The 21,342-nt window shown below is 54.1% G+C and carries 17 protein-coding genes; 6 read left to right on the top strand and 11 right to left on the bottom strand.

The window, feature by feature from the left end:
- Positions 1–490: 490 nt before the first annotated feature.
- From SH467x_RS10685 to SH467x_RS10670, 4 genes are read left to right on the top strand one after another with little or no spacing between them, the layout of a single operon-like run.
- Complete coding sequence (locus SH467x_RS10685) at positions 491–1,552, top strand: hypothetical protein (protein WP_482371259.1); 1,062 nt, start codon at positions 491–493, stop codon at positions 1,550–1,552.
- Positions 1,549–2,565: a DUF1559 family PulG-like putative transporter gene (locus SH467x_RS10680; protein WP_482371258.1), complete on the top strand. Its 1,017-nt coding sequence runs from the start codon at positions 1,549–1,551 to the stop codon at positions 2,563–2,565. Before SH467x_RS10685 ends, SH467x_RS10680 begins: the two co-directional genes overlap by 4 nt.
- Entirely contained in the window at positions 2,556–3,629 is a 1,074-nt protein-coding gene (locus SH467x_RS10675) for a rhodanese-like domain-containing protein (RefSeq protein ID WP_482371257.1), read from the top strand. Before SH467x_RS10680 ends, SH467x_RS10675 begins: the two co-directional genes overlap by 10 nt.
- On the top strand, positions 3,602–4,060 hold the full coding sequence (locus tag SH467x_RS10670; protein WP_482371256.1) for a MauE/DoxX family redox-associated membrane protein: 459 nt from the start codon (positions 3,602–3,604) through the stop codon (positions 4,058–4,060). The genes SH467x_RS10675 and SH467x_RS10670 overlap by 28 nt, the downstream gene beginning before the upstream one ends.
- A gap of 473 nt (positions 4,061–4,533) precedes the next feature.
- Here SH467x_RS10670 and SH467x_RS10665 read toward each other — a convergent pair whose 3' ends face one another.
- The 8 genes from SH467x_RS10665 to ybeY all read right to left on the bottom strand — a co-directional run bounded on the left by SH467x_RS10665 (position 4,534) and on the right by ybeY (position 14,638).
- Positions 4,534–7,722 carry a PSD1 and planctomycete cytochrome C domain-containing protein gene (locus SH467x_RS10665; RefSeq protein ID WP_482371255.1) on the bottom strand — a complete coding sequence of 1,063 codons (3,189 nt, stop codon included), beginning with the start codon at positions 7,720–7,722 and terminating at the stop codon, positions 4,534–4,536.
- 92 nt (positions 7,723–7,814) lie between these two features.
- On the bottom strand, positions 7,815–8,690 hold the full coding sequence (locus SH467x_RS10660; RefSeq protein ID WP_482371254.1) for a GYF domain-containing protein: 876 nt from the start codon (positions 8,688–8,690) through the stop codon (positions 7,815–7,817).
- Between the two features lie 48 nt (positions 8,691–8,738).
- Positions 8,739–9,749: a cytochrome c gene (locus SH467x_RS10655; protein ID WP_482371253.1), complete on the bottom strand. Its 1,011-nt coding sequence runs from the start codon at positions 9,747–9,749 to the stop codon at positions 8,739–8,741.
- 134 nt (positions 9,750–9,883) lie between these two features.
- The gene (locus SH467x_RS10650; protein ID WP_482371252.1) at positions 9,884–10,420 is read right to left on the bottom strand and encodes a YraN family protein; all 537 of its coding nucleotides are present in this window, start codon (positions 10,418–10,420) and stop codon (positions 9,884–9,886) included.
- Positions 10,401–11,936: a shikimate dehydrogenase gene (aroE, locus tag SH467x_RS10645; RefSeq protein ID WP_482371251.1), complete on the bottom strand. Its 1,536-nt coding sequence runs from the start codon at positions 11,934–11,936 to the stop codon at positions 10,401–10,403. The genes SH467x_RS10650 and aroE overlap by 20 nt, the downstream gene beginning before the upstream one ends.
- An 86-nt stretch (positions 11,937–12,022) precedes the next feature.
- Positions 12,023–12,640: an anthranilate synthase component II gene (locus tag SH467x_RS10640; protein WP_482371250.1), complete on the bottom strand. Its 618-nt coding sequence runs from the start codon at positions 12,638–12,640 to the stop codon at positions 12,023–12,025.
- A gap of 152 nt (positions 12,641–12,792) precedes the next feature.
- Complete coding sequence (locus tag SH467x_RS10635) at positions 12,793–13,995, bottom strand: 3-dehydroquinate synthase (protein WP_482371249.1); 1,203 nt, start codon at positions 13,993–13,995, stop codon at positions 12,793–12,795.
- A gap of 151 nt (positions 13,996–14,146) precedes the next feature.
- On the bottom strand, positions 14,147–14,638 hold the full coding sequence (gene ybeY, locus SH467x_RS10630; protein ID WP_482371248.1) for an rRNA maturation RNase YbeY: 492 nt from the start codon (positions 14,636–14,638) through the stop codon (positions 14,147–14,149).
- 380 nt (positions 14,639–15,018) lie between these two features.
- Here ybeY and SH467x_RS10625 point away from each other — a divergent pair, with 380 nt between their 5' ends.
- Positions 15,019–16,053, top strand: a complete 1,035-nt coding sequence (locus SH467x_RS10625; RefSeq protein ID WP_482371247.1) for a BON domain-containing protein — start codon at positions 15,019–15,021, stop codon at positions 16,051–16,053.
- A 68-nt stretch (positions 16,054–16,121) separates the two neighbouring features.
- Here SH467x_RS10625 and SH467x_RS10620 read toward each other — a convergent pair whose 3' ends face one another.
- Genes SH467x_RS10620 through SH467x_RS10610 form a run of 3 tightly spaced genes read right to left on the bottom strand, consistent with a single transcriptional unit; the run spans position 16,122 to position 20,007 of the window.
- Positions 16,122–17,630, bottom strand: coding sequence for a sugar ABC transporter ATP-binding protein (locus SH467x_RS10620; RefSeq protein ID WP_482371246.1), 1,509 nt, complete (start codon positions 17,628–17,630; stop codon positions 16,122–16,124).
- A complete protein-coding gene (locus tag SH467x_RS10615) occupies positions 17,627–18,865 on the bottom strand; it encodes an ABC transporter permease (protein ID WP_482371245.1) in 1,239 nt (412 codons plus the stop codon). The genes SH467x_RS10620 and SH467x_RS10615 overlap by 4 nt, the downstream gene beginning before the upstream one ends.
- A complete protein-coding gene (locus SH467x_RS10610; RefSeq protein WP_482371244.1) occupies positions 18,862–20,007 on the bottom strand; it encodes a substrate-binding domain-containing protein in 1,146 nt (381 codons plus the stop codon). Before SH467x_RS10610 ends, SH467x_RS10615 begins: the two co-directional genes overlap by 4 nt.
- Before the next feature lie 269 nt (positions 20,008–20,276).
- Between SH467x_RS10610 and SH467x_RS10605 the strand changes: the two genes are divergently transcribed.
- Positions 20,277–21,329 carry a pseudouridine synthase gene (locus SH467x_RS10605; RefSeq protein WP_482371243.1) on the top strand — a complete coding sequence of 351 codons (1,053 nt, stop codon included), beginning with the start codon at positions 20,277–20,279 and terminating at the stop codon, positions 21,327–21,329.
- The last annotated feature ends 13 nt before the right edge of the window (positions 21,330–21,342 follow it).

The following is a 21,342-nucleotide window of genomic DNA, read 5'->3' as shown; positions in this document are numbered from 1 at the left end:
GTCTGTCTGGAGGGTCGGTTGAGGAACAGGAAAGATGCATCGGCGAAACGGATACGTTGCAATGTGATTCTGCTGTTCCTGGCGAAAGTTGTGACAACAGTGTCGAGTTCAAGTCATCGCCTCCTGGCACCCCAGAGATTCAATTGTTGCACATTCCTCTTGGCAACGAGGTAAACACATGCGAGGCCAAGAATCCGACCAAACCAGGTTGTACGGGTTCTGGTCCGAGGCCGAGCAACAACTGCAAGAGGCCTTACCAAGTAGGTGAAATAGAATAGATAAAGCGACTAGTTCCCAAAATAACAATCAGATGCCGTTGGCGGGCGCGGATTGCGAGTGGCTTCCTCCCAAGTCAGAATACTTTTCATAGTCCTTGATTCGGAGTTGGAAAAGGACAACATGGCTCAGATTGGCGGTTCTCTGAGCCTGACTGGGGTTATTTTTTGCGTCGTGTTAAGCATGTTTGTTTCTTGAAGAGGAAGAGTGACGTGTGATTACGCAAGATTCCAGGGGGACGAAGATCGTGCGTTTGGCTCTTCTTGTCACTCTTTTTTCCATTTCATGTACGCTCAACGCCTTACGCGGCTTTGGGCATGAATACTATTTTTTGAATGGTGAGATCTCGACCACTGGCAAACAGAACTCCGGCAAAATCGTGACGACGAAGAGACAATTTGTCGTTGCCTCCGCGAAAGAGGTTTGCCTATCCGGGATCGTCACAAGCGATGGCCATGAATCGTTTCACATCGCCGGAAAGGATTTTGATCGACTCACCATTGAGACCAGCTTGGAATCGGGAGAAGAACCTCTGGGAGCTAACGCCAAGAGGCTGGTGGATCACCTTGTTGAGCAAGGACCATTTGACCCTAATATGCCTCCTCTATACCAATCGCAGACCATCTCCTCGATGCCTTTTGCGATCTATTTTAGTTCCGGTTCCTCACATATTGACGCGTCTCAAGTTCTTGGGGGAGGAACATCTTACTCAAATGAGTTTGGCACCCTCCTTGTCGAGAGGGATGCCCACATGGTTCAGTCAATCCGTTTCGAAAAAAACGAACAACACCTGATTAGCGCAGATTCTCGTATCAAACTAGAGGATTTCAGGTCAAAGTTTTGCCAAAAGGGAATGAAGAGGATTCTTTCCACAGTTATATTTGACCCGTATCTTTCGCTTCAGGATCCGGTTGCCTGGAGGGCCAACATTACGATTGAACGAATACCTTTGTCGATCGACGAGGCGGCGACTCATGACGAATCTTTTATCTCTGTGTCAAGTTTTCAAGTAGGTGAGCAGCCTGCTCGCAACTATGTGAAATCCATCCTATCAAGCATACCGGATGGCATGTCCGTTGTCCGAAAAGGCGCAGTGCACTACGAGTGGCGAAGCGGCAAGAAAATCGCTGCCGTTGATTTCTCGGCTCTTGAGGCAGGTAAAGAAATGACATTCAAGGGGAGCAGGTGGTCCGTCAATTGGATATTGACCGTCTCACTTACCGCTCTTGTCATACTCTCACTTTCCGTTTTGGCCTTCCAGAAGTTAGTCCGATGACCCCCAACTTCACTAAACAGCCTTCGTGTGGGGGATCTACGAGAATAGGAACAACGTTGACGGAGATGGTTGTTAGCATTGCTATTATTTCCTTATTAGCTTCACTTCTTGTCAACGCAGTGCAGTCGGCTCGAGAATCCGCCAGAAGGCTTCATTGTTTAAATAACCTTCGTAACCTATCCCTGTCGGTGCTCGCATTCGAGTCGTCGAATGGTTCCATTCCCATCGGAATCAATTCGCCGAAAAACATGTCGCACGATACACGAGAACGCCATAACTTCGTTGGGCACCTTGTCCATCTTCTACCGCACGTCGAAGGTCAAGCGCTGTACTCTTTTTGGGAAGACAGCTATCGGTCGCCTTCGCCGTGGTGGAGAAAAGATCTAACGGCAGAAACTCAATCCGTAAGCGAGGTATTCCGATGCCCCTCTGATAACGCATCTTCCGCAGTTAGAGTCGGCGATCGGGATAGCGGAACGATTATTTGGGCGAGCGGACACGATAGGACCGTTTCCTATTTGTGGTTGTCTGGCATCCCTCCTCGTCCCACTTCCTCCGACGTTGCCATGACAAACTACCTTGGTAACGCAGGACGATGGCCTATCGACGGACAAGACACTACATTCCCTCCCGATCAGCAACTAATACTGGATAAGTATCGCGGACCGTTCAGGATAGCGAGAAAAATAAAGTTGAACGAGATCGTAGATGGGCTCTCCAGCACGTTGCTCCTTGGAGAAGTCACTGGTGGTTACAACAGTGACGGACAGCGAGTCACTTCCTTTGCGATACCTAGCTCACCGATGTGGACGCATTGGAATACGACAAGCACTCGCGGTCTCGCCGACAATTTCCGGCGAGACTGGATACGCTTTAGCAGCAGTCATTCGGGTAATCTTATAAATTGGGCGAAGGCAGATGGCGCCTGCATGACAATGTCGGCGGAACTCAGTCCACGAGTTATGTTGTCTCTTAGCGGGATAGCAGATTCAGAAAGCATCAAATGGGATTGAATATTCGTTTTATACACCTGCCAATACTGGCTTCAATCCTATCGATTCTTGCCGGACTGGAACCATTGTCACTTTCCATTGCTGCTCAAAGCGAACCTGTCGGTCCCTCTTTTTCGGATTCTCGTACTCCAACTTCCTATTGCGGAATTTATTGTGTTCACGCAATAGCTACTTCATTTGGTCGGTCCTCGACTCCTGAAAGTATCATTCAAGAAAAATACCTGTCTGGACGATTTGGTTCAACAATAAAGAACCTTGAGCAATTGGCTTCGGACATTGGGCTCAAGTCTATATCCAAGCAAAACCTTTCATTGCTTGATCTTCAGCGTGCGAACTGCCCAGCTATACTGCATGTGCGCACCCCTGGTTCTGTTGAATTCTCCCATTGGATCCTATATTTAGGTTTCGAGAACAATGGTGAGGTTAGAGTCTACGATCCACCAAGACATACAGGGACGCTATCGGAAGCCGAATTGCTTTGTATTTGGGATGGTGCTGCCATCTTTGTTTCGGACGATCAGAATCATCTTCCAACGTTCTTCTTTCCATTCTTTATTCTGATAGCGGTTTGCGCTTCGTTTGCTGGATTTCGTATCACAAACAGGGTAGGCATCCATCCCAAACTGCAGATTCTGATAGTGACCATGACCTCGGTTGCCATCACCCACATCTGCTTTCCCTCGGGATTCTTATGGAATAGCCTGCCACAGCGTGTTTTGTTCGCTGCCCATCAGCGTACTTCCCATAACCGATTCTCATATGAAGAGATTAAGGCATTGCAAAAACAAGGTGCCATTCAATTTGTTGATGCCAGATTAGAAGATGCATTTGACGAATACCGGCTACCCAATGCAAAGAATCTTCCGATCAATTCAGGAGTATTAGCCATTAAGAATTTCCCCGAAACGCTCGACCACAGTAAGACCATCATCGTTTACTGTCAAAACAAGCAGTGCGGGTGGGCGGACAAAATTGCAGATTTGTTGGAGATGATGACTTTGAAACCAATCGGAGTGTTTCCTGGAGGTGTTGAAGAATGGTATCAGAGAAGCCTCAGCGAATAATCCGTCCGCTAGTGGGATTGATCTGTGCAATATTAGCGTTTGCTCTTTCCTTGAGTGCATTCTCCCATTTACGAAATCCGTACGAGTTTATTGGCGCGGTGCATTCATACAAGATGGTACCCAGGATTGCTGCGGAGTGGATAGCCGCTATTATTCCAAATCTTCAGCTGACTGTCGCGATTGCCATTTTGTTCTTCGAAAGACAGAGGTTAATTGCCTTGTACGTTTGCCTGGTACTTTTTTCGATTTACTCGATTGCGCAGATTTGGGTGCTCAGCATCGGCTTGAATGTCTCTTGTGGTTGTTTTGGCTCCAGCGACAATAATCCAGTCAGCTTGATAACCGTTTCTAGAACGCTTCTCCTCGTCATCTGTTGCGTTTTTTGTATCGTTATGTTGAAGATGCTATCGTCGAGCGAAGGTATGCACTAAATAGGTCCACTCGATAGCCGGTGCGCTAATCTTCAGTCAGCAGGCAGGGTGCTATCTTGCATTTTCCGAGATCGAGAACGAGAGCGAGAATTATTTGCATCGTCGTAAATATTCGGGCAGAAAGGAATTGAAACGGTCATATCAATCGCCTACTTCGTCCCATGATCTATGATATTTTCGGACCTACTTCACAGCGTAGAGAAATACAGGAATCGCATCCACCGAGTTGGAGCAAGATTTCCATCACGATGTTTCGCCGCGATGGTGGCATCGTCGATACCGACCCGAATCGAAGCGCATGCAGTTCTTTCACCACGGACGACGCGGAATACACTGAAAAGGAACGAGGAATGATCGTGGGCTTCCTTCCGTGTATTCCGTGTGTTCCGTGGTTCCTTGATCTCCGCATACAAAAGTGAATGCGTGGTCGCTGCTCCAGTTCATGCGTACGTCGGAACCAAAATAGTTTCCCGTTAGAAGCAGAAGAGTAGCTCTTTGGAATTGAGAAGGACGTGGGCGAAGTCTTTCCACGCTTCGCGACGCTGCGACGAGGATTGGGCTGTCTCCGCAGAGGCTTGATCGGCCGTCACTCCCGTATCCTCGACAAACGCGAGCGATCGGGTCACTTCGTCATCGCTCGGCTCTCTCCCTCGCGCTTGCCGCAACATCTCCACGACACGATCGCGGTCGCTTAAATCCCTACTCAACATGCGCTCAGCCCATCGCTCTGCCAACGCATGGATCATCGGATCATTGAGCATCGTGAGGGCCTGCGCGGGAACGTTGGATACATTGCGTCGCCCCATCGAGCTAAACGGTGTAGGCATATCAAACGCCGTCAACATGGGATTGAGGAAGTTTCTTCGAACCTCCAAATAAAGACTTCTTCTCCCCCGACCATCCATCGGGCCGCTCTGATTGGGTCGCCCCCGACCCGTTAAGAAGTCGTTGAGGTGCACACGTACCGTCCCACCTTCAAGCTGATTATCCAATTGCCCCGACACCAAAAACAATCCGTCCCGAACCGCTTCCCCCTGCAGCTTCTTCACATGCGCAAATGCCAGATACTCATTGCTAGGATCGACCGGAGAGACATCCCCCGAGGCCGTTCGCTGCCGATAGGTGTTCGAAAGGCAAATCGACCGAATCAACGACTTGAGAGACCAGTCCCGTTCTCGAAGCGAAATCGCTAACTCATCCAATAGCTCTGGGTGTGTGGGTGCTTTTCCTTGCACCCCAAAATCATCCGTCGTCGCGACGATCCCACGCCCGATCAAATGATGCCAGAGCCGATTCGCGATCACCCTCGCAACAAGCGGGTTCTTAGGTGCAAGCATCTGTTCTGCCAATTCGAGCCGCCCCGATCCATGGATATCGCTGCGCACCGAAACCTTTCCTCCGAGCGCCTCTAAAAAGCGACGAGGAACTTCCTGTGCCGGTTTGTCGGGATTGCCGCGAATGAGTAGGAAATCGTTCTGGCCAGATCCATCCTGCATCGCCATCGCCACTCGCGATTCCCACGGAGCCTTTTTGGCTAGGGCTTCCTCGGCTTCGTACCACGATTCTATCGCCCGCTGCCGCTCGTCTCGAAATACGGCGTCGGTAGAATCCGAATGTGCACCACTCCATCGATCCAGCAACTCCGCAATGACCCACGCGTCCAACTTCCGTTCGTTCTCGGACGGATTCCCAATCGATACATCGCTTCCTCTTTGAAGCCTTCCGAGAGATTCTTCAATCTGATCAACATCCCAAGCTAGGCGCGTCCCCTCAGGGGCAGGTCCACTGACAACTTGCGCAAGCTCGAATCCATCGGAACCAATAGCCGAAAACTCCAGGTGCACTCGTTTGTTTCGATAGCGGCTCAGATTGGGGCCAAGCACCCAGCGCCAATTCGAGTCCTTTTCAGCCTTGGATTCAAAAACCGTTTCACCGTGCAGTGGACCAGCGATCAATCGATGGGAATCGACAGCCGTGAAGACTCGGAAACTACCGCGTACCAAAAAGGCTAGTCGATCCGATTCCAGCAGAAACGATGGGCTGAGGAACGTTCCCCCCGCTTGATCCACTTGGGCATATCGATTTTGAGTATTCATTCGGTCCAGCACCGATTTTTGTTTCAACCAAAACGGATCGACGGCGATCGATGGAAACGAAGAGGCCTGCAACCGACTGGGGGTCTGGGAATGGAGTAGGAGGGAATGCCAGCCTGCTGGCTGAACGTGCAGTCCAAACGCGGGTCCATTGGTTCGGAACGATTCGGGCGGCAGGGTAGCCGCGTCCAATCGAACTCGAGGGTCAATCGACGGAAGCGGCGACGGCACCGGTTTCGAAGAAGCCATCGACTGGATCAATTCGATTCGCTTTGAGTCGTCTAGCCCCTGAACCCATTGCTTCACCATCGATTCGATGCGACCTCGATATTGGTTTCGTATGTGTTCTAGTTCTGTTTGAATTTCCTTTTCCGATTCATCTGTTTCGAATCGAACGAGCCGATAGTGGCTACTCCGCAGATAACCGTACATCGCGTAGTAGTCTTCTGTACTAATCGCATCGAACTTGTGGTCATGGCATCGAGCGCATGCGACGGTCATCCCTAAAAAGGACTTGGAGAAGACATCCACCATATTGTCGAAGCGGTCCGTTTCGTCTTTGCGGGTATCGACCGGGGAATGGACCCATTCTCCGAGAAACCAGAACCCTGTCGCTAGGATCGATTCGTTCCATCGCTTGGTCGGATGGCGTCGTGGATTCTCCAGCAGATCTCCCGCGACATGCTCTCGCACCAGATCGGAATAAGGAAGATCTGCGTTCCAAGCGCGTACGAGATAATCGCGGTAGTGTTCCGCACCGGGGATATCTTCATCGAACTCGTGACCACGGGATTGCGCGTATCGGACCAAGTCCATCCAATGCCGTGCAAAGCGCACCCCGAACTGCGGGTTGGCGAGAAGGGCATCGAGCATTTGCTCGTACCAATCCTCGCTGGGATCCTTCTGCCAGCGCACCAGCTCTTCATCGTTTGGTGGGATGCCCAATAAGTCCCAATACAATCGGCGGATAAGAATGGCTCGGTCGGCCGTCGCGACGGGTGCAAGCTCTTTCGAACGGAGTCCTTCGTGGATCCAGACATCGATCGGTGACTGGGGATACCAATCCGTTGCGATGGTCGGGAGTTCGCGGCGAACGATTGGGCTCCACGCCCAGTGCGAAGCTTTCCGAGACGTCAAATCAAATAGTGCGATCTCTTTCTTCGTTTCCGGGATCGTCTCCTCAGGCCATGGAGCGCCAGCGAGCACCCATTTGGTCAAGTCCTCGATCTCGTCCGTCGGAAGCTTGCCGGACGGAGGCATCTCGTAGCCTTCGTAGCGAATGGCTTGGAGGAAGAGACTTTCTGATGGATTCTCCGCATCGACCGCGGCTCCCGAATCTCCACCGGATTTGTAAAAGGAACCATGGTCCAGCCGCAGACTCCCCTCCAATCGTCGCGCGTCGCCACTATGGCATTCGTAGCAACGTTCGACCAAAATCGGACGGATTCGCTTTTCGAAAAAATCGACTTCGAGGGTTTCTTGAGCAAATCCATCCTGCTGGATCCCTAGAAGGATCAAGAGCATTGCAAGGCAAAGAGAAGCGTTGGTTGGAAGCAGTCGAAAGGACATGCTTGACTTTCCTGAGGAAAGAGGCGGGGCAGGATAAAAGGGGAGGGGTGGCGTCTTATTTTACTCTCGAAGTGGAGGGAGGTTTCTCGATGTTATCCATTGCTCGTGTTGAACATAAGAACCCAAACAAGCCCCCCGAGGAGCAGCAGGGAGATCAGAGATAAAACTCCAATCAGCAGCCACTGGTTTCGCTTTTGACGTTGTTTGCGTTGGGCTTTGAGCAAGGCAGCCGGCGATGGCTTTGCCGCCGATTCCAATTCCGATGCGATGGCAGGGCCCGTCGATGGCATCTCAGGGAATCCAATCGTACTGTCGGAATCGGTGTGCCTCCGATTGGGTTCCTCATAGAAGTCTGAGTCGGCCGGATAGAGCTCGGGCAGGAGCTGTTCTGCGGTCAACCATTGCGGCTGACCTTCTCTCCATAGCAAAGAATCCGCGGTCACCCTTTTTTCTTCGATCCAAACGGTTAAGAGTTCTTCCGATGCTGGACCATACTCTCCACCGCTGGGTGGTCGAACATACCATCGCGCACCATCGGCTTCTGCAAAGGCCCGTGGTCGCACCTTCGTGTTGACGGGAGGTGCAGAGGGAGGCACCGAAGAAGGCGCAACATTTTGTTTTGCAACGGGCTTCGCGGCTGGCTTATCGCTCGATTTGGATATCGATTTCTCAATCGGTTTGGCCGCTTTGACACTGTCGACCGCAGGTTGCGGTTTGGGCGCGGTTTGGGTCGGAGCGACAACAGCGGATTTGGCATGGACAGCAGCCGACTTGGGGGAGGCGATGGCTGCAGCGATTTGCGGGATAGGTTCTCCCTGCTCCTCATCGATCGCCAGGGAGTAGGTCGCATCTTGGAGAGGGATGCGAAAGGATTGACCGCACTCCGGGCACTTCCCTCTTTTCCCACCTTGGAAATCCTTCACATGGATTGCGTGAGAGCAATGGTGGCAGGCAAATCGGATTCCCATAATTCCTCTCGCAGACTGGTTATTCGAAGGGTTCGACCCTTTGGTGGGTTATCGGTACGATTCGTGACACTTGTTGCAGGATTGATCGATCTTGCTCACGGCTGATCGGACCGCTTCGGCGTCTCCTTGCTTGGTCGCCCGCGCAGCCTCGACGGCCGCGTTGACCATTTGACCGGCGAGTTCGACGTAGGTGTCGTCGTCGGCATCGGTCATCCCCTCCTGTTGGAGGATTTGGCCATAGGTTGCGACAAGCTCGGCATACTTGAGGACTTCCTCTTGGCCATTTTGAAACTCTTTATCGTTGCTGGTGAGGGGAGCCAAATTTTCGCGGAGTGCCCACTCGAGCAACTGCATGCTCGGTCCTCGATCGGCGATATCCTCCCAAGTCACCTCGTCGGTGGTCCCCGAAAGTTTGGAGCCTTTTAGCAAGTCTGCCAAATCCTGGTGCCGCAGCTTGGCTTCGTTGAAGACTGGTTGCGTACCCACTTTGCAGTTCGAGGCCATTTTCGCAAAGGCCCGTTGACCATATGGGGCGGAGCTCTTCCAGCGAATCTCGTCGGGATATCGTTCGATGACCGCCATCAAACTGGCTAGGAGAGTGAACTCTCGCCGCACATCTTTGAATCCGCCCGCAGCAAATTTAGCCGGCGTCGTGATCACAGAATCCAGTCGGGTCTTGGACTCTTTGACCAGATCTTCGATGGAGGTACCACTGATGAGACTTTTCCAAACACCATCTTTCGACGCGTTTTCTTCGGCGGTCGGTTCGCTCGCTATATCGACGTTCGCGCCAACCTTCGACGCGTCGCTTGCCATTTTGGGTTCGGTTGGGTTCGCATCTGGTCGGTTCCCTTGCAGTTGTGCCAAGGGAGCGTCGAAGAAGACGCCGGAGAATTCGCCTGGTCGAAAGGTGGGGGGGGCGGCTCGCACAGGTCGCTTCACCGTTCGCTGGGCCATAGCGGGTAGGGATACACCGAGCACCATGCACCCGCCGAGGACCGCGCATCCGCAGAGGACCATGCATCGGAGCATCCGCCCTCGCTCAGGAGGCATACGCATAGAAATGGGCGCGAGATTTTGCGGTGGGGACTGCATCGATTTTCAGGTTCCAAAACCAGACGAGACGAGTGGGCTCGGATTATACGGCCCTCCGGATTGGAAGGACCCCTTTATTATAGACGACAATCACCGGATTACGAAAACATCTGAAACTGCCCAGAGGCTTGAAATGCTGATTCAAAATGTCTGAATGCGGGGCCTTGCCCGATTTCCGGCTCGAGGACCACTTCGATCACATCGGCCCGTCCGGAGGTGCCGAACAGCCGATGCTGTTTCATGTATCGAAGGGCCGTATCGGTGATTTTCTTCTGTTTGCGGTCGTCGACCCGGTCCGATGGCCCCTCCCCTGCGGGTGGTGCACGCTCTCCCGTTTTGACTTCGACAAAGACCAGCAGACGTTTTCTCCAAACAGCGACAAGATCGATTTCACCGGTCTTGGTTCGGAACGACCGTTCGAGGATGAAATACCCTTTCCGTTCCAAATAGATGGCGGCCAATCGTTCGCCAAAGGCCCCCACGCTCTCGTTGGGGTAAGGTGGCGGGTAAGGGCGGCTCAATTGGAATCGAACCCAGCTGGACCAAATCGGATCCAGCCAAGTTGCAAGGGTGGGAGCTTGGCGGATCGATGCTCGGATCGACTGCCACCAGCCTTTATGCTTCGTCGTCTCCATCCTCCGTATCCTCGTCCTCGTCGAGGTCCTTGTAGTTCACCGGAGAAATTGCCTTCTTGATCGTCTTGACCATCACCTCGATCGGTGGCTCTTTACCCGTGAACAGGCGGTATTGGTAAGCCGCTTGTCGCACAAACATTTGCAGTCCTGTAATCACTGGACACATTGCCGTGCGAGCCCCTTTGATAAACAAAGTCTGCTCGGGATTATAGATGGTATCGAAGACCAGTGTCTTCCCCTTGAGCTTGCTCGTTTGAAAAGGAGTTTCGTCCATATCCGGAAACATCCCAACCGGAGTTCCGTTGACGAGAATGTCGGGAGCGATGGAATGGCGTTCGTTCCACGGGATGGTCTTGCCGTTGAGGACCCCTGCCAACTCCTTCGCGGTGTCTGCATTCCTGGCGGTTACCGTGACGAGAGCTCGACGCTGGGCCAGCCCGTAGCCGATGGCTCGCGACACACCTCCGCTGCCGAGCAGCAGGACCGAAGCGCGTTCAAACGGATCCTCCTTCCCCGTCATTTTCGCGTAGGCTTCGGTGAGGCAATCCATCGCCGCTCGGTAATCGGTGTTGTAACCGACCATTTCTTCCCCTGCGAAGACGACCGTATTGCAAGCTCCGATCCCCTGGGCGGCCGACTCGGCTTGGGTGAGCAGCGGCAAAATCGCTTGCTTATGAGGGATCGTAACGCTCAAGCCGCCGATATTTTCTCGGCAGCACCATTCCAAAAACTCTGGCAATTCGCCCGACGCCACACGAAACGGGAGATAGCGGCAATCAAGATCGTGCGCTTGGAACGACGCGTTATGAATCAGCGGGCTATATGAATGAGCAACCGGATCGGCTACCACTCCGAACAATCGCGTAGTGGCCTTAATCGACTCCGCGCGATAAACATTGGTCATCTGATCGAAGCTCAATTGCCCAGGTGCAACTTTGCGTTCTGAATTGAAGACACAGTACGTAAAGGGTGCGCCATACCGAGTCGCGAGGATGCGCGAAGGTGTTCCGTAGTCCCCCATCGCAATCCCGATGGTTGGAACTTTCGCATTTCGCATGAGCTCTAGGACTTTCACCATATCGCCGAACGAGTTTGCCTGGACCGCGATCTTCACGATATCCGCATCCGCCTTGGCCAACCGCTCGTGGATCGATTCCAAGTCGTCGGGGGTTCCCTCGAAGTTATGCAAGCTGACGATTCGCTTCGTCTTGCCATAGCGAGGGATCTTTTGCGCGGTGTCTTCTTCCAAGTCGACATACTCGATCCCCATGGCGATGGCAGACCGAAGCAGCATCAATCGCTCTTCTTCGGTTCGATCCCATCGCCCGCCATCCTCTTTGCGTCGACAGGTGATGACGACCGGGGTGGGACGATTCTTCAACAATCGCCCCAGATCGATACTGCGACCGATGTAATCGAGGCGAAGCTCCGCCAGCTTGGCACCTAACTCGGCAACTTGCTGGTGCTCATGGATGGTGTGTTTATGTCGAGTTCTAGCGATCGTTACGCAAAGCATGCTGTCAGGGCGGTTAGGGGAAGAGGAAGCGGTCCGACTATCGAGATGGGCTACGAGTTATTTGCAAATGGGCTCGGCTTCAAGGCCTAACTTGAGGGGGTTGCCACAGGAGCAGGCGGCCCCTGCCAAGTCAGAAACCGCTCCAGAAGCGTGGGGCCAGGTTCGGTCAAAAAGCTTTCGGGGTGGAACTGCCACCCTTCGATGGCGTATTGCTTGTGCCGCACTCCCATGATAATTCGATTGCCAGCAGGATCGTCGACCCACGAGGAAACTTCTAAGCACTCGGGAAGACTTTCCGGGAGAATGACCAAAGAGTGATAACGAGTCGCGACGAAGGGATTGGGTAAATCGGCGAACATACCTCGATTGTCGTGATAGATGCGGTCGGTCTTTCCGTGCATCAATTCTGGGGCGCGGACGATCTTCCCCCCGAAGGCTTGTCCAATCGATTGGTGCCCCAGGCAAACCCCGAGAATGGGGAACTCGGTGTGCAAATGCTCGATAATCGGGACGCAAATCCCCGCCTCGTTGGGAGTGCAAGGCCCTGGAGAGAGGATGATTCGCTCCGGACGCATGGCCCGGACCTCCTCCACCGTCAACTCGTCATTTCGGTAGGTTCGGACGTCCAAAGTGGGATCGATCTCCCCCAACCGTTGGACGATGTTGTAAGTGAAGGAGTCGTAATTATCGATCAGCAGTATCATGTTGAGCCATGGAAGTTCGGCACGGGATCATTCCAACGGCAGTAGTGTAGTCGAGCGAGCATCGGTCGACGACCTCTAGTTTACCCGCGACCCCCGAGTTAGCTCGCCCCGTGAGGCGGCTAGCCCGACGAGTTAGCTCCCGCCGAAGTGGCTTAGGTGGAAAGCGTGGGATTGGCTGCGGTCCCCTGAGCCGATTCTGCGAACTGCTGAATGAACTCCATCGCCCGCAGCATCGCATTTCGATCGATCTCGTGGGTGTGGATGCAATTCCCAACACCTCGCAGCATGGTAACGGTCAATCGCCCCCCCAAATGCTGTCGAAACTCCTCCAAGCCATCGAATAGCGTTTCGGCGCCGACGATGGGATCGTAAATCGGCAACCCGAGATTCTTCAATACACCGAGGGTGGCGAGCATATCGGACTGCTCCAGACCGTGAACGTAATGAGAATAAACGGTATCGAGCGCTACCCCGATCGAGACCGCTTCGCCGTGCCGAAGTCGGAATTGAGACAGGTGTTCCAGTTTGTGAGCCGACCAATGCCCGAAGTCCAGCGGTCGTGCTTCCTGCATTTCAAACGGATCCCCACCGTGGGTAATATGATGAAGGTGCATGAGGACGCTGGAGCGAATCGCAGCCAACACAGCCTCCCCATCGCGGCGAGCAATGGCGTGAGCGTGTTCGCACAAAAACCGAAACGCGCCTGGACTCTTGAGCAACGAAACCTTCACGGCCTCGGAAAACCCGGCTGCGAAATCACGCTGGGGCAAATGCGAGAGAAGGGATTGGTCGTTGACGACCGCCCAAGGAACCGAGAAGGTCCCTTTCCAGTTCTTTTTGCCGAAAGCATTGATGGCATTCTTTACACCGACTCCCGAATCGGCTTGCGCCAAGGTCGTCGTCGGAAAGCGAATCAAACGAATGCCTCGATGGGCGATACCTGCTGCATACCCGACCGCGTCGAGCAACGCTCCGCCACCGATCACGCAAATGTAGCTTCGCCTATCCAATCCGTCCTGATCGATTGCTCGGAAGATCGCTTCGATTTGTTCGGAGTCGTTTTTGATCTGCTCGCCCCCCTCCAAATACCGAACGGGAGAGGTGAGATCCAGGCGGTCTGCCGAGCCGATGAGCCGGCGTTCAAGCGACTCGCGAATCGAGGGATTGGATTCTACGACCGAGCGATCGACCCAAAACTGCACGCGGGCGCGAGGGGAATCGGTCGCGAAGAGGGACAAGATCTGATCCCAGTCGCCATCAAAACACTCGCGCGTGAACCGCAATCGCATCGTCTGCGGTACAGTAAAATTAACGTCGAGCGAGTCTTGCGCGATGGACCAAGGAATCGAAGACATGGCTAGTGCAGCATCGTTCTGTTGGGAGGGACGCAATCGCGGTGTCGGCGATTAGCAGGAAGGGAGGATGCAGCGGGGAGGGGAGCAAAGCAGCCCGATCCCCAGCCCCTTCATGATAGTCGGCCCGTTCCCCTGTGGCGAGTCGCGAAAGCTAGCCTTTCTCGTCGACTTTCGAGTCGGGTTCGGCCTCTCCCTGGGTGGGATGTTTTTCCCATCCTTCGATGCGAAATCGCTTCAAATAGTGGGCCTCCATCCGTCTCATTTCATCCCGGTTCTCATCGGTGTCGTCCTCGTAGCCGAGAACGTGCAACATTCCGTGGATAGCGTAGAGGAGCAATTCCGCTTGGGGCGCCCAACCGACATCGTTGGCCATCCTCCTCGCCGTGTCGGCGGAGAGGACGAGTTCGCCATCCAGAAAATCATCGTCATCGCTGAGGTCGAAGCTAATGACGTCGGTCTCGTAGTCGTGCTGCAGATAGCTGCGATTCACTTCACGGATCTCGGGATCGGAAAGGATAGCCACCGACATGCGTCCCTCTTCCACCCCGGCATCGGCTGCCATCTGCTGGAGGACCTCGCTGAGGAGAGGAACGTCCACGGGTTCGATTTCTTCGGATTGATGCAGGAGGACTTGCAGTGGCATAACAACATAGGGGGCTTAGGAAGGAGCTTCTGGTCAGCGAGGATTTGCGGCGCGGGGGCATTGGAACGATTGGAAAAACATTGCGATGCCCGTTATTGCCCGAATGACCAGAATCACCGCGATGCCCGTCAAAATTGGTAAAAACACTTCGCTTGGCGGCCGGATTTGCCGAAACATAGTTTGTATTCGCAAACCATGAGTCTGGTAGTACGAGGGGGGCCTCTGATACCAGTTGTGGGCGGTTCGCATAGCGTACGCTAGCACAGCTGGTCGTGATATCCCCTTCGAATACAACTGGCGAGGAAGTTTGCAGGTGCTGAGGTTTGAAACACAGCTCCAAAGCGCCGTTTTTCCCGCAAAAAAACCGTAGGAGGGTTTCCATGCGACGATTTTTTATGGGCATGGCGATCGCCTCGCTGACCGCCGGTGCACCAATGACGGCGTTCGGTGGAGATCGCGAGATCGCCGATGCCATCATCACTCAGTTGAAGCAACAGCAGTCGACGGGCAGTCTAAAAGGGTTCGATATCAACTTGAGCGTTGAGGAAGGCCGGGTGATTGTCGACGGTGCTGTCGCAAACCAAGGCCAACTCGACTCGATCCTCCGCGTTGCATCGACAACCGCAGGGGTGAAGGAAGTTGTGAACAACGTCAAGGTTCAACAGTCCTCGCTGCCGCAAGCTGCACCAGCTTTGCCGCCAGCACCCGCGACCGAACAAGTCGTTGTACCGGCATCGGCTAACGATGATGCTCCCGCACTGATGACGCTTCCTGAAAGCGAAGAACCAACCGTTCGCGCTGAAGATGCCAACATCACTTCGGAAGTCTTGTCCCGGCTTGGATCGGCACAAAAGAGCGGTCAGCTCCGCAACTTCGATATCGATGTTTCGACGATCGAAGGTGAAGTTTGGGTTCGCGGCCACGTCGCTTCCCCAGATCAAAAGAGCATGGTCCTCGGCACCGTGCAACGCGTCCCAGGCGTTGTGCGTGTGGTCGATGAAGTTTCCGTAGGGCAAACCGTTCGACCGGTCAGCGGGATGCAACAAGCACCCTCTGCCATGCCTGTGGTCGGTAGCGGAGCACCGCGAGCGTTCGCACCAAGCACCTTGGTCAATGGATCCGTTCCCGCCGCTCCTGTCGGATACGGAGCTGCCGCTCCTGTGCCGATGCAGGGTGGACCAAGCTACGGTGGTGGCGTTCCTCGCTACGACCAGCCCAATATGCCGAACTACGCTTGGCCAAGCTACGCAGCGTACCCGAACTACTCCGCTGTTACCTATCCGAAGCAATATTCGGCATCGGCATGGCCTTACATCGGACCATTCTATCCCTACCCGCAAGTTCCCTTGGGATGGCGGAAGGTCGCATTGGAATGGGATGACGGTCTGTGGTACTTGGACTTCACCCACAAATAAGCGTGGGATGCGATCGGACGCGATAAATCGAATGAGACACGCCATCGAAACCTCGATGGCGTGTTTTTTTATGTCGCGGCTTGAATGATTTTCGCTTGCGTCGCTTCTTCGCGCGAGAAGATCGCAGTCTGCCGTCCTTCGTTCAAAACCATGATGCGGTCGCTCAAGGTCAGGATTTCAGGAAGCTCGCTGCTGGTGACGATCACACCCAAACCTTCTTGGCACAGCTCGCGGATGATCCGATAGAGCTCCGCTTTAGCCCCCACGTCGACCCCCCGAGTCGGGTCGTCGAGCAGCAATACCTTTGGGTTGGTCAAAAGCCATCTGCCAACGATGCATTTTTGCTGATTTCCTCCGCTCAAACTCAGGATGCTAGCTCGCAATCCATCGGTTTTGATTTGGAGTTTGCTCACCATCGATTGCCCTGCATGGCGTTCCTTGCCCTCGTTTAGCAGCGGACCTGATCGCATGGCACCCAACTTGCAAAGGGATATGTTTCGGCCGACGGTCATCGCGGTGAAGATGCCGAGTCGTTTGCGATCCTCCGTGACCAAGGCAATCCCTTCAGCGATCGCCTCTTTCGGATGCGTAGGCTGAATCCGTTTGCCGCACAAGAAGATCTCACCCGTCGGAGGCTCTTTGGATGCTCCGAAGATCGCCTCGAGAAGCTCCGTCCGCCCCGCTCCCATCAACCCTGCGATTCCAAGCACCTCCCCGGCGTGGAGATCGAACTGAATGTCCTTCAATCGATACCCGCGTGCGTGTCCGGGCCATCGAAGCCCCAGATTCTTGACCTCGAGCAGCTTCTCTCCGCGTTCCCGCCGAGGTCCAAGATCGATGGTGTCCAAGGACCGCCCGACCATGCACTCCGTCACCTCTTTGGGGCTCATCGACTTGGTATCGCGCTGCGTGATGAATTGTCCGTCGCGGAGAATGACGATGCGATCGGAAAGGTAAAAGACCTCCTCCATCTTGTGCGAGATGTAAAGGATCGTCGTCCCTCGCTGCCGAAGTTTCGCGATGACCCGATAGAGTCTTTCCACTTCGGACTCCGTGAGGGCGCTGGTCGGTTCGTCCATCACCAAAATACGCGCGTTGACGCTCAGCGCTTTAGCGATCTCCACAAGCTGTTGATCGCCGACGCGCAGCGAGCCAGCCAGCTGCCTCGAATCGATACTGCATTCCAACTCTCGTAACAACTCGTTAGCCCGAAGCTGCATCGCTCGATCGTCGCGCATTCCCCAGCGATTACGAGGTTCGCGTCCGAGAAAGATATTCGCCGCTACGGACAATTGCTCGACGAGGTTCAATTCTTGATGGATGATCGAGATACCGGCATCCTCGGCATCGCGCGTGCCAGAAAACCGCACCGGCTTTCCGTCGATCTCAATCGTGCCTTCGTACTCGGGGTATACCCCGGAAAGAATCTTCATGAGTGTGCTCTTTCCAGCACCATTCTCTCCGCAAATCGCGACCAGCTCTCCGCGCGCGACGTCAAACGAAACACCGTCGAGCGCTCGAACGGCAGCGAAACGCTTGCCGATGTTCTGGATCGAGATCAAAGTATCCGCGGTCATTTTGGCTTCTGGATCAGCGGCTTTTGCATCACCGGCTTGTGGATGACGGTCTCGTAAAGAGCTCGACCTGCCAAACAGATCGTGACAAAGACGCCGAAAAGAATCCCTTTCATCGGGCTATACCAAGCTTGATTGCCAAAGAAGAGCAATAACCCGATCCCGGCAGTGAGCCCTAAGACAGGAATGCTGGCCCACCCGATCGGCGTGGAAAAGTATTTCTTGATCGCGCTCCGATCGACTCGTTGGCTGAATGTGACGGCCAGGACGACGACAATGCCGACGATCATACCTTCGTACACATCGGAGCCTGTGCCAACGATCTTGCTCACCGCATCGATGACGGTTCTCAGGAATAGACAACCGAGCACGACCCCCGGGATCGTTCCAATCCCTCCTTGCAATGAGCAACCGCCGATCACCGAGGAGGCGATCGCATTCAACTCGTATCCGCGGGCCATAATATCCGGTTTCGCAGAGCCTTGATCGGCAAAGGAAATGATTCCCACGATCGACGCGGTCACTGCACCTAATACATAGGCGAACCATTTCAACCGATCGGTCCGGATGCCACTCAATCGAGCGGCTTGCTCATTCCCACCCATGGCATGAAGGTGCCGCCCTGTGACTGTCTTGCTCATGACAATCCAGACGAGAATCGCGAGGATCACGAACAAGATCGAAATGCTGGTCACGTCCTTGAGAACATTTCGCAGCGCTCGGTCCGGAAAGTCGATTTGAGACTTTCCATTCATCATGATTGGGGCAAGGGCGCGGCCGAAGCTTCGCAGGCCTACCAAGGTGGCCAGGGTAGCGATGAACGGGGGGAGGCCGACCGCGGTAATGAGCCAGGCATGCAGTGTCCCGATCATCACGCCGACCAGCAGTGTTCCCGCTATGGCGAGCAGTACGGCGGTCGTGCTGATGGAACCCTTCGAAAAGCCGTCGGGATCCAGGAGGATAAGCAAGGCACCGAAGACTGTCGCGCTGAGCGCGATGACCGAGCCACTGGAGAGATCGATCCCACCAGAGATTATAATGACGGAACTACCTAGCGCAAAAAATCCCAGAAGGACCGTATTGCGTAGGATCAACTCCGCGGAACTTGCTGACTGATAGTAGTAAGTATGACCGCTGTCGAGCAACGCTGTGATCAAGACCACAGCGGACCATGCTAGCAGCAGTTTGAACTCCACCGATCCCCAAAAAGTTCGCCAAAGAGAGGGCTTGGGAATCATGAGCTGGTTAGGTTGTACTTCTTGAGCCAGTCTTGGAATTCGCTGAACTTCACAAACTCAACGCTCGGTCCGAACTCCGCAAACATTTCTTTGGTGAGCGGGGAGCCTTCGTTAGGCACGACGACCTTGAGTCCTGTGTCTCGGTTATCCCCGCCGGGCTGACCCATCTTGGGAAAGAGTTCCGAAAGGGTCGCTTGATCGCCGGAAAGTTTTGCAAATGCGTAACGGACCGAATCGTAGCCCATCCCAAACGGGTTTTGGACCACCATGGCATCAATCATGCCATCTGCCATCTGCTGGATGGCCAATTGCTCCGCATCGAACACAACGATCTTGAACTTGTCCCGTGCGTTCTTTTCCGAGACCACATCCACGATGGCCGGTGCGTTGTAGGACCAGATACCGACGAGCATCGAAAGACTTGGGTGTTTGGCAATGACATCCCGCACATTGTCGCGAGCCCTATTTCGATCTGCGTCGTCGAGTTTTCGGTCCTTTTGTGTGGCTTCACCGTAAACCGAGGTGAATCCATTCATCCGTTCGATGGCGTTTTGTTGGCTGTCGGTCCCGACGAACTGAGCGTACTCCGCATCTGGCTTGATCCCCTTGGCAGCGGTTCCAAGCACTTTACCTCCGGTGATGTTGTTGGTTCCGACATAGAACTCTCGGATCGATCGGCTTTTCTCTTCGAGATCGCTGTCAAAGCAACCGACGATCACACCTTTTTTCTTGAGGTTCTCCAATTCGTCGGCGATCGCCGGGTTGGTGGAGGAGAGGGGCGAGATGATCACCGCCAGCACATCGCTTTGCGTCCCGTATTGGCGCAGCTTTTCGATCTGTCCTTGCTCCGTTCCATCATTGGAGTCCATCCCGGCGGTGATACCGTGATCCGCGAGCTTGAGATCCTCGGCCGCCTTTTTGATTCCGGCCCGGGCCGCATCCCAGAACGGGGAGTCGGTGTTGTTCAAGAGAACGATGCGTCCTGCCTTCAGTTTGGTCGCACCGCCGCTGGAGTCCCCTTTGGCCGAGGCATCCCCCGAGGTCTTGCCGGTCGATTTGTCGGACGCGGAATCGCATCCCATACTAAATGTGAGGAGCAGGCCAATGGTCAGCCATGCCGCGGAGAGAAAGGAGGTCTTCACAGTATTTGCACCCGCGCGACGGAGGATTTAAGGACTAGATCCGCGACCGGATCGACGGCCTAATGGTAATTTTCACGACGCAGCGTGACAAGCACACAGCAAGCGTTGAGAAACATTCTTCTCGCAGTAAGCTTGTACAGATCGCCGGAATACGCAACCTTTTCACTCAATTACTCCATTTCCACCCGCGATAGCCTTGCGATCTAAGGCAAGTGACGCAATATCGTAGTGAACGATTCGTCGCCGACATCTACCTCAATCGACCTCCTATGGACTCCTCCCAAAAATTCAAACTGATTCATCTCGACGATGAGGACGATGGTCTCACCCTATCAAAGTCCCTCAAGCGTCACTTGCCCGATTGGACTTGGGGCTCGGTTCGCGACGCCATTTTGAAGCGGCGGGTGCAAGTCAACGGGAATCTTTGCTTGGACGCCGCTCGCAAGGTAACGCCGAAAGATGTGGTGAAACTCTGGAAGGACTCGCTTCCTAAACCGGTCGATGCCACGGCCATCCGACTTGCCTACGTCGACGATTTCCTCGTCGTCGTGGAAAAGCCACCCGCGGTCACCTCCACTCGCCATTTTGAAGAGCGAGACCTCTCCAAAAAGCGACGGCAGCTTCAACCCACGCTTGAGGAATTAGTTCCCCAAGCCCTCATCGATCACTTCCAGGCGTACAAACAATCGAGCATCCCCTCGCCGACTCGCAAGCAGCAGCTATACGAATCGGCTCGGCAGCGAGAGCATCGGCTGAAAAAATATTCGGTCATCGCGGTGCATCGACTCGATCGTGACACAAGCGGGCTGATGATCTTTGCTCGAACTCCGTCGGTCGCTCAAACCCTTGGGCTGATGTTTCGCAAACACGAGGTAGTCCGAAAATACCACGCGGTGGTTCACGGTTATCCCGAAGCGCAAACCTTCGACAATATCCTGGTACGGGATCGGGGCGATGGTATCCGAGGAAGTAAACAAACCGATGCACCGGACCCAACCGAGCAACGGGCGATCACACATGTTCGACCCATGGAGAAGATCGGCCCCTATTCGCTCGTGGAATGCCAGTTAGAAACAGGACGCACGCATCAGATCCGAATTCACTTGGCCGAAGCAGGTCACTTGCTTTGCGGTGACCCAATCTATGGTCGCAATCGAGACGGAAGTCGAACCGAGGACGTGAGCGGCGCGCCACGACAAGCTCTTCATTCCGCGACGTTGGAGTTCAACCATCCGATCTCCGGGGAGTCGCTTCGCTTTAAAATGCCATGGCCTGCCGATTTGTTTCAATGGCTCAAGCAGCTACGCGGCGAACATCGCTAGCACGGCGATACAA

Source organism: Brakhagea slesvicensis, assembly GCF_052161625.1.
Lineage (GTDB): Bacteria > Planctomycetota > Planctomycetia > Pirellulales > Pirellulaceae > JBKCUI01.
This window is presented reverse-complemented; position numbering and strand designations above follow the sequence as displayed.

Coding starts and splice junctions, on each gene's coding strand:
- SH467x_RS10680 (WP_482371258.1), top strand. CDS start 1,549: ATGACCCCCAACTTCACTAAACAGCCTTCGTGTGGGGGATCTACGAGA.
- SH467x_RS10675 (WP_482371257.1), top strand. CDS start 2,556: ATGGGATTGAATATTCGTTTTATACACCTGCCAATACTGGCTTCAATC.
- SH467x_RS10670 (WP_482371256.1), top strand. CDS start 3,602: ATGGTATCAGAGAAGCCTCAGCGAATAATCCGTCCGCTAGTGGGATTG.
- SH467x_RS10665 (WP_482371255.1), bottom strand. CDS start 7,722: ATGTCCTTTCGACTGCTTCCAACCAACGCTTCTCTTTGCCTTGCAATG.
- SH467x_RS10660 (WP_482371254.1), bottom strand. CDS start 8,690: ATGGGAATCCGATTTGCCTGCCACCATTGCTCTCACGCAATCCATGTG.
- SH467x_RS10655 (WP_482371253.1), bottom strand. CDS start 9,749: ATGCGTATGCCTCCTGAGCGAGGGCGGATGCTCCGATGCATGGTCCTC.
- SH467x_RS10650 (WP_482371252.1), bottom strand. CDS start 10,420: ATGGAGACGACGAAGCATAAAGGCTGGTGGCAGTCGATCCGAGCATCG.
- aroE (WP_482371251.1), bottom strand. CDS start 11,936: ATGCTTTGCGTAACGATCGCTAGAACTCGACATAAACACACCATCCAT.
- SH467x_RS10640 (WP_482371250.1), bottom strand. CDS start 12,640: ATGATACTGCTGATCGATAATTACGACTCCTTCACTTACAACATCGTC.
- SH467x_RS10635 (WP_482371249.1), bottom strand. CDS start 13,995: ATGTCTTCGATTCCTTGGTCCATCGCGCAAGACTCGCTCGACGTTAAT.
- ybeY (WP_482371248.1), bottom strand. CDS start 14,638: ATGCCACTGCAAGTCCTCCTGCATCAATCCGAAGAAATCGAACCCGTG.
- SH467x_RS10625 (WP_482371247.1), top strand. CDS start 15,019: ATGCGACGATTTTTTATGGGCATGGCGATCGCCTCGCTGACCGCCGGT.
- SH467x_RS10620 (WP_482371246.1), bottom strand. CDS start 17,630: ATGACCGCGGATACTTTGATCTCGATCCAGAACATCGGCAAGCGTTTC.
- SH467x_RS10615 (WP_482371245.1), bottom strand. CDS start 18,865: ATGATTCCCAAGCCCTCTCTTTGGCGAACTTTTTGGGGATCGGTGGAG.
- SH467x_RS10605 (WP_482371243.1), top strand. CDS start 20,277: ATGGACTCCTCCCAAAAATTCAAACTGATTCATCTCGACGATGAGGAC.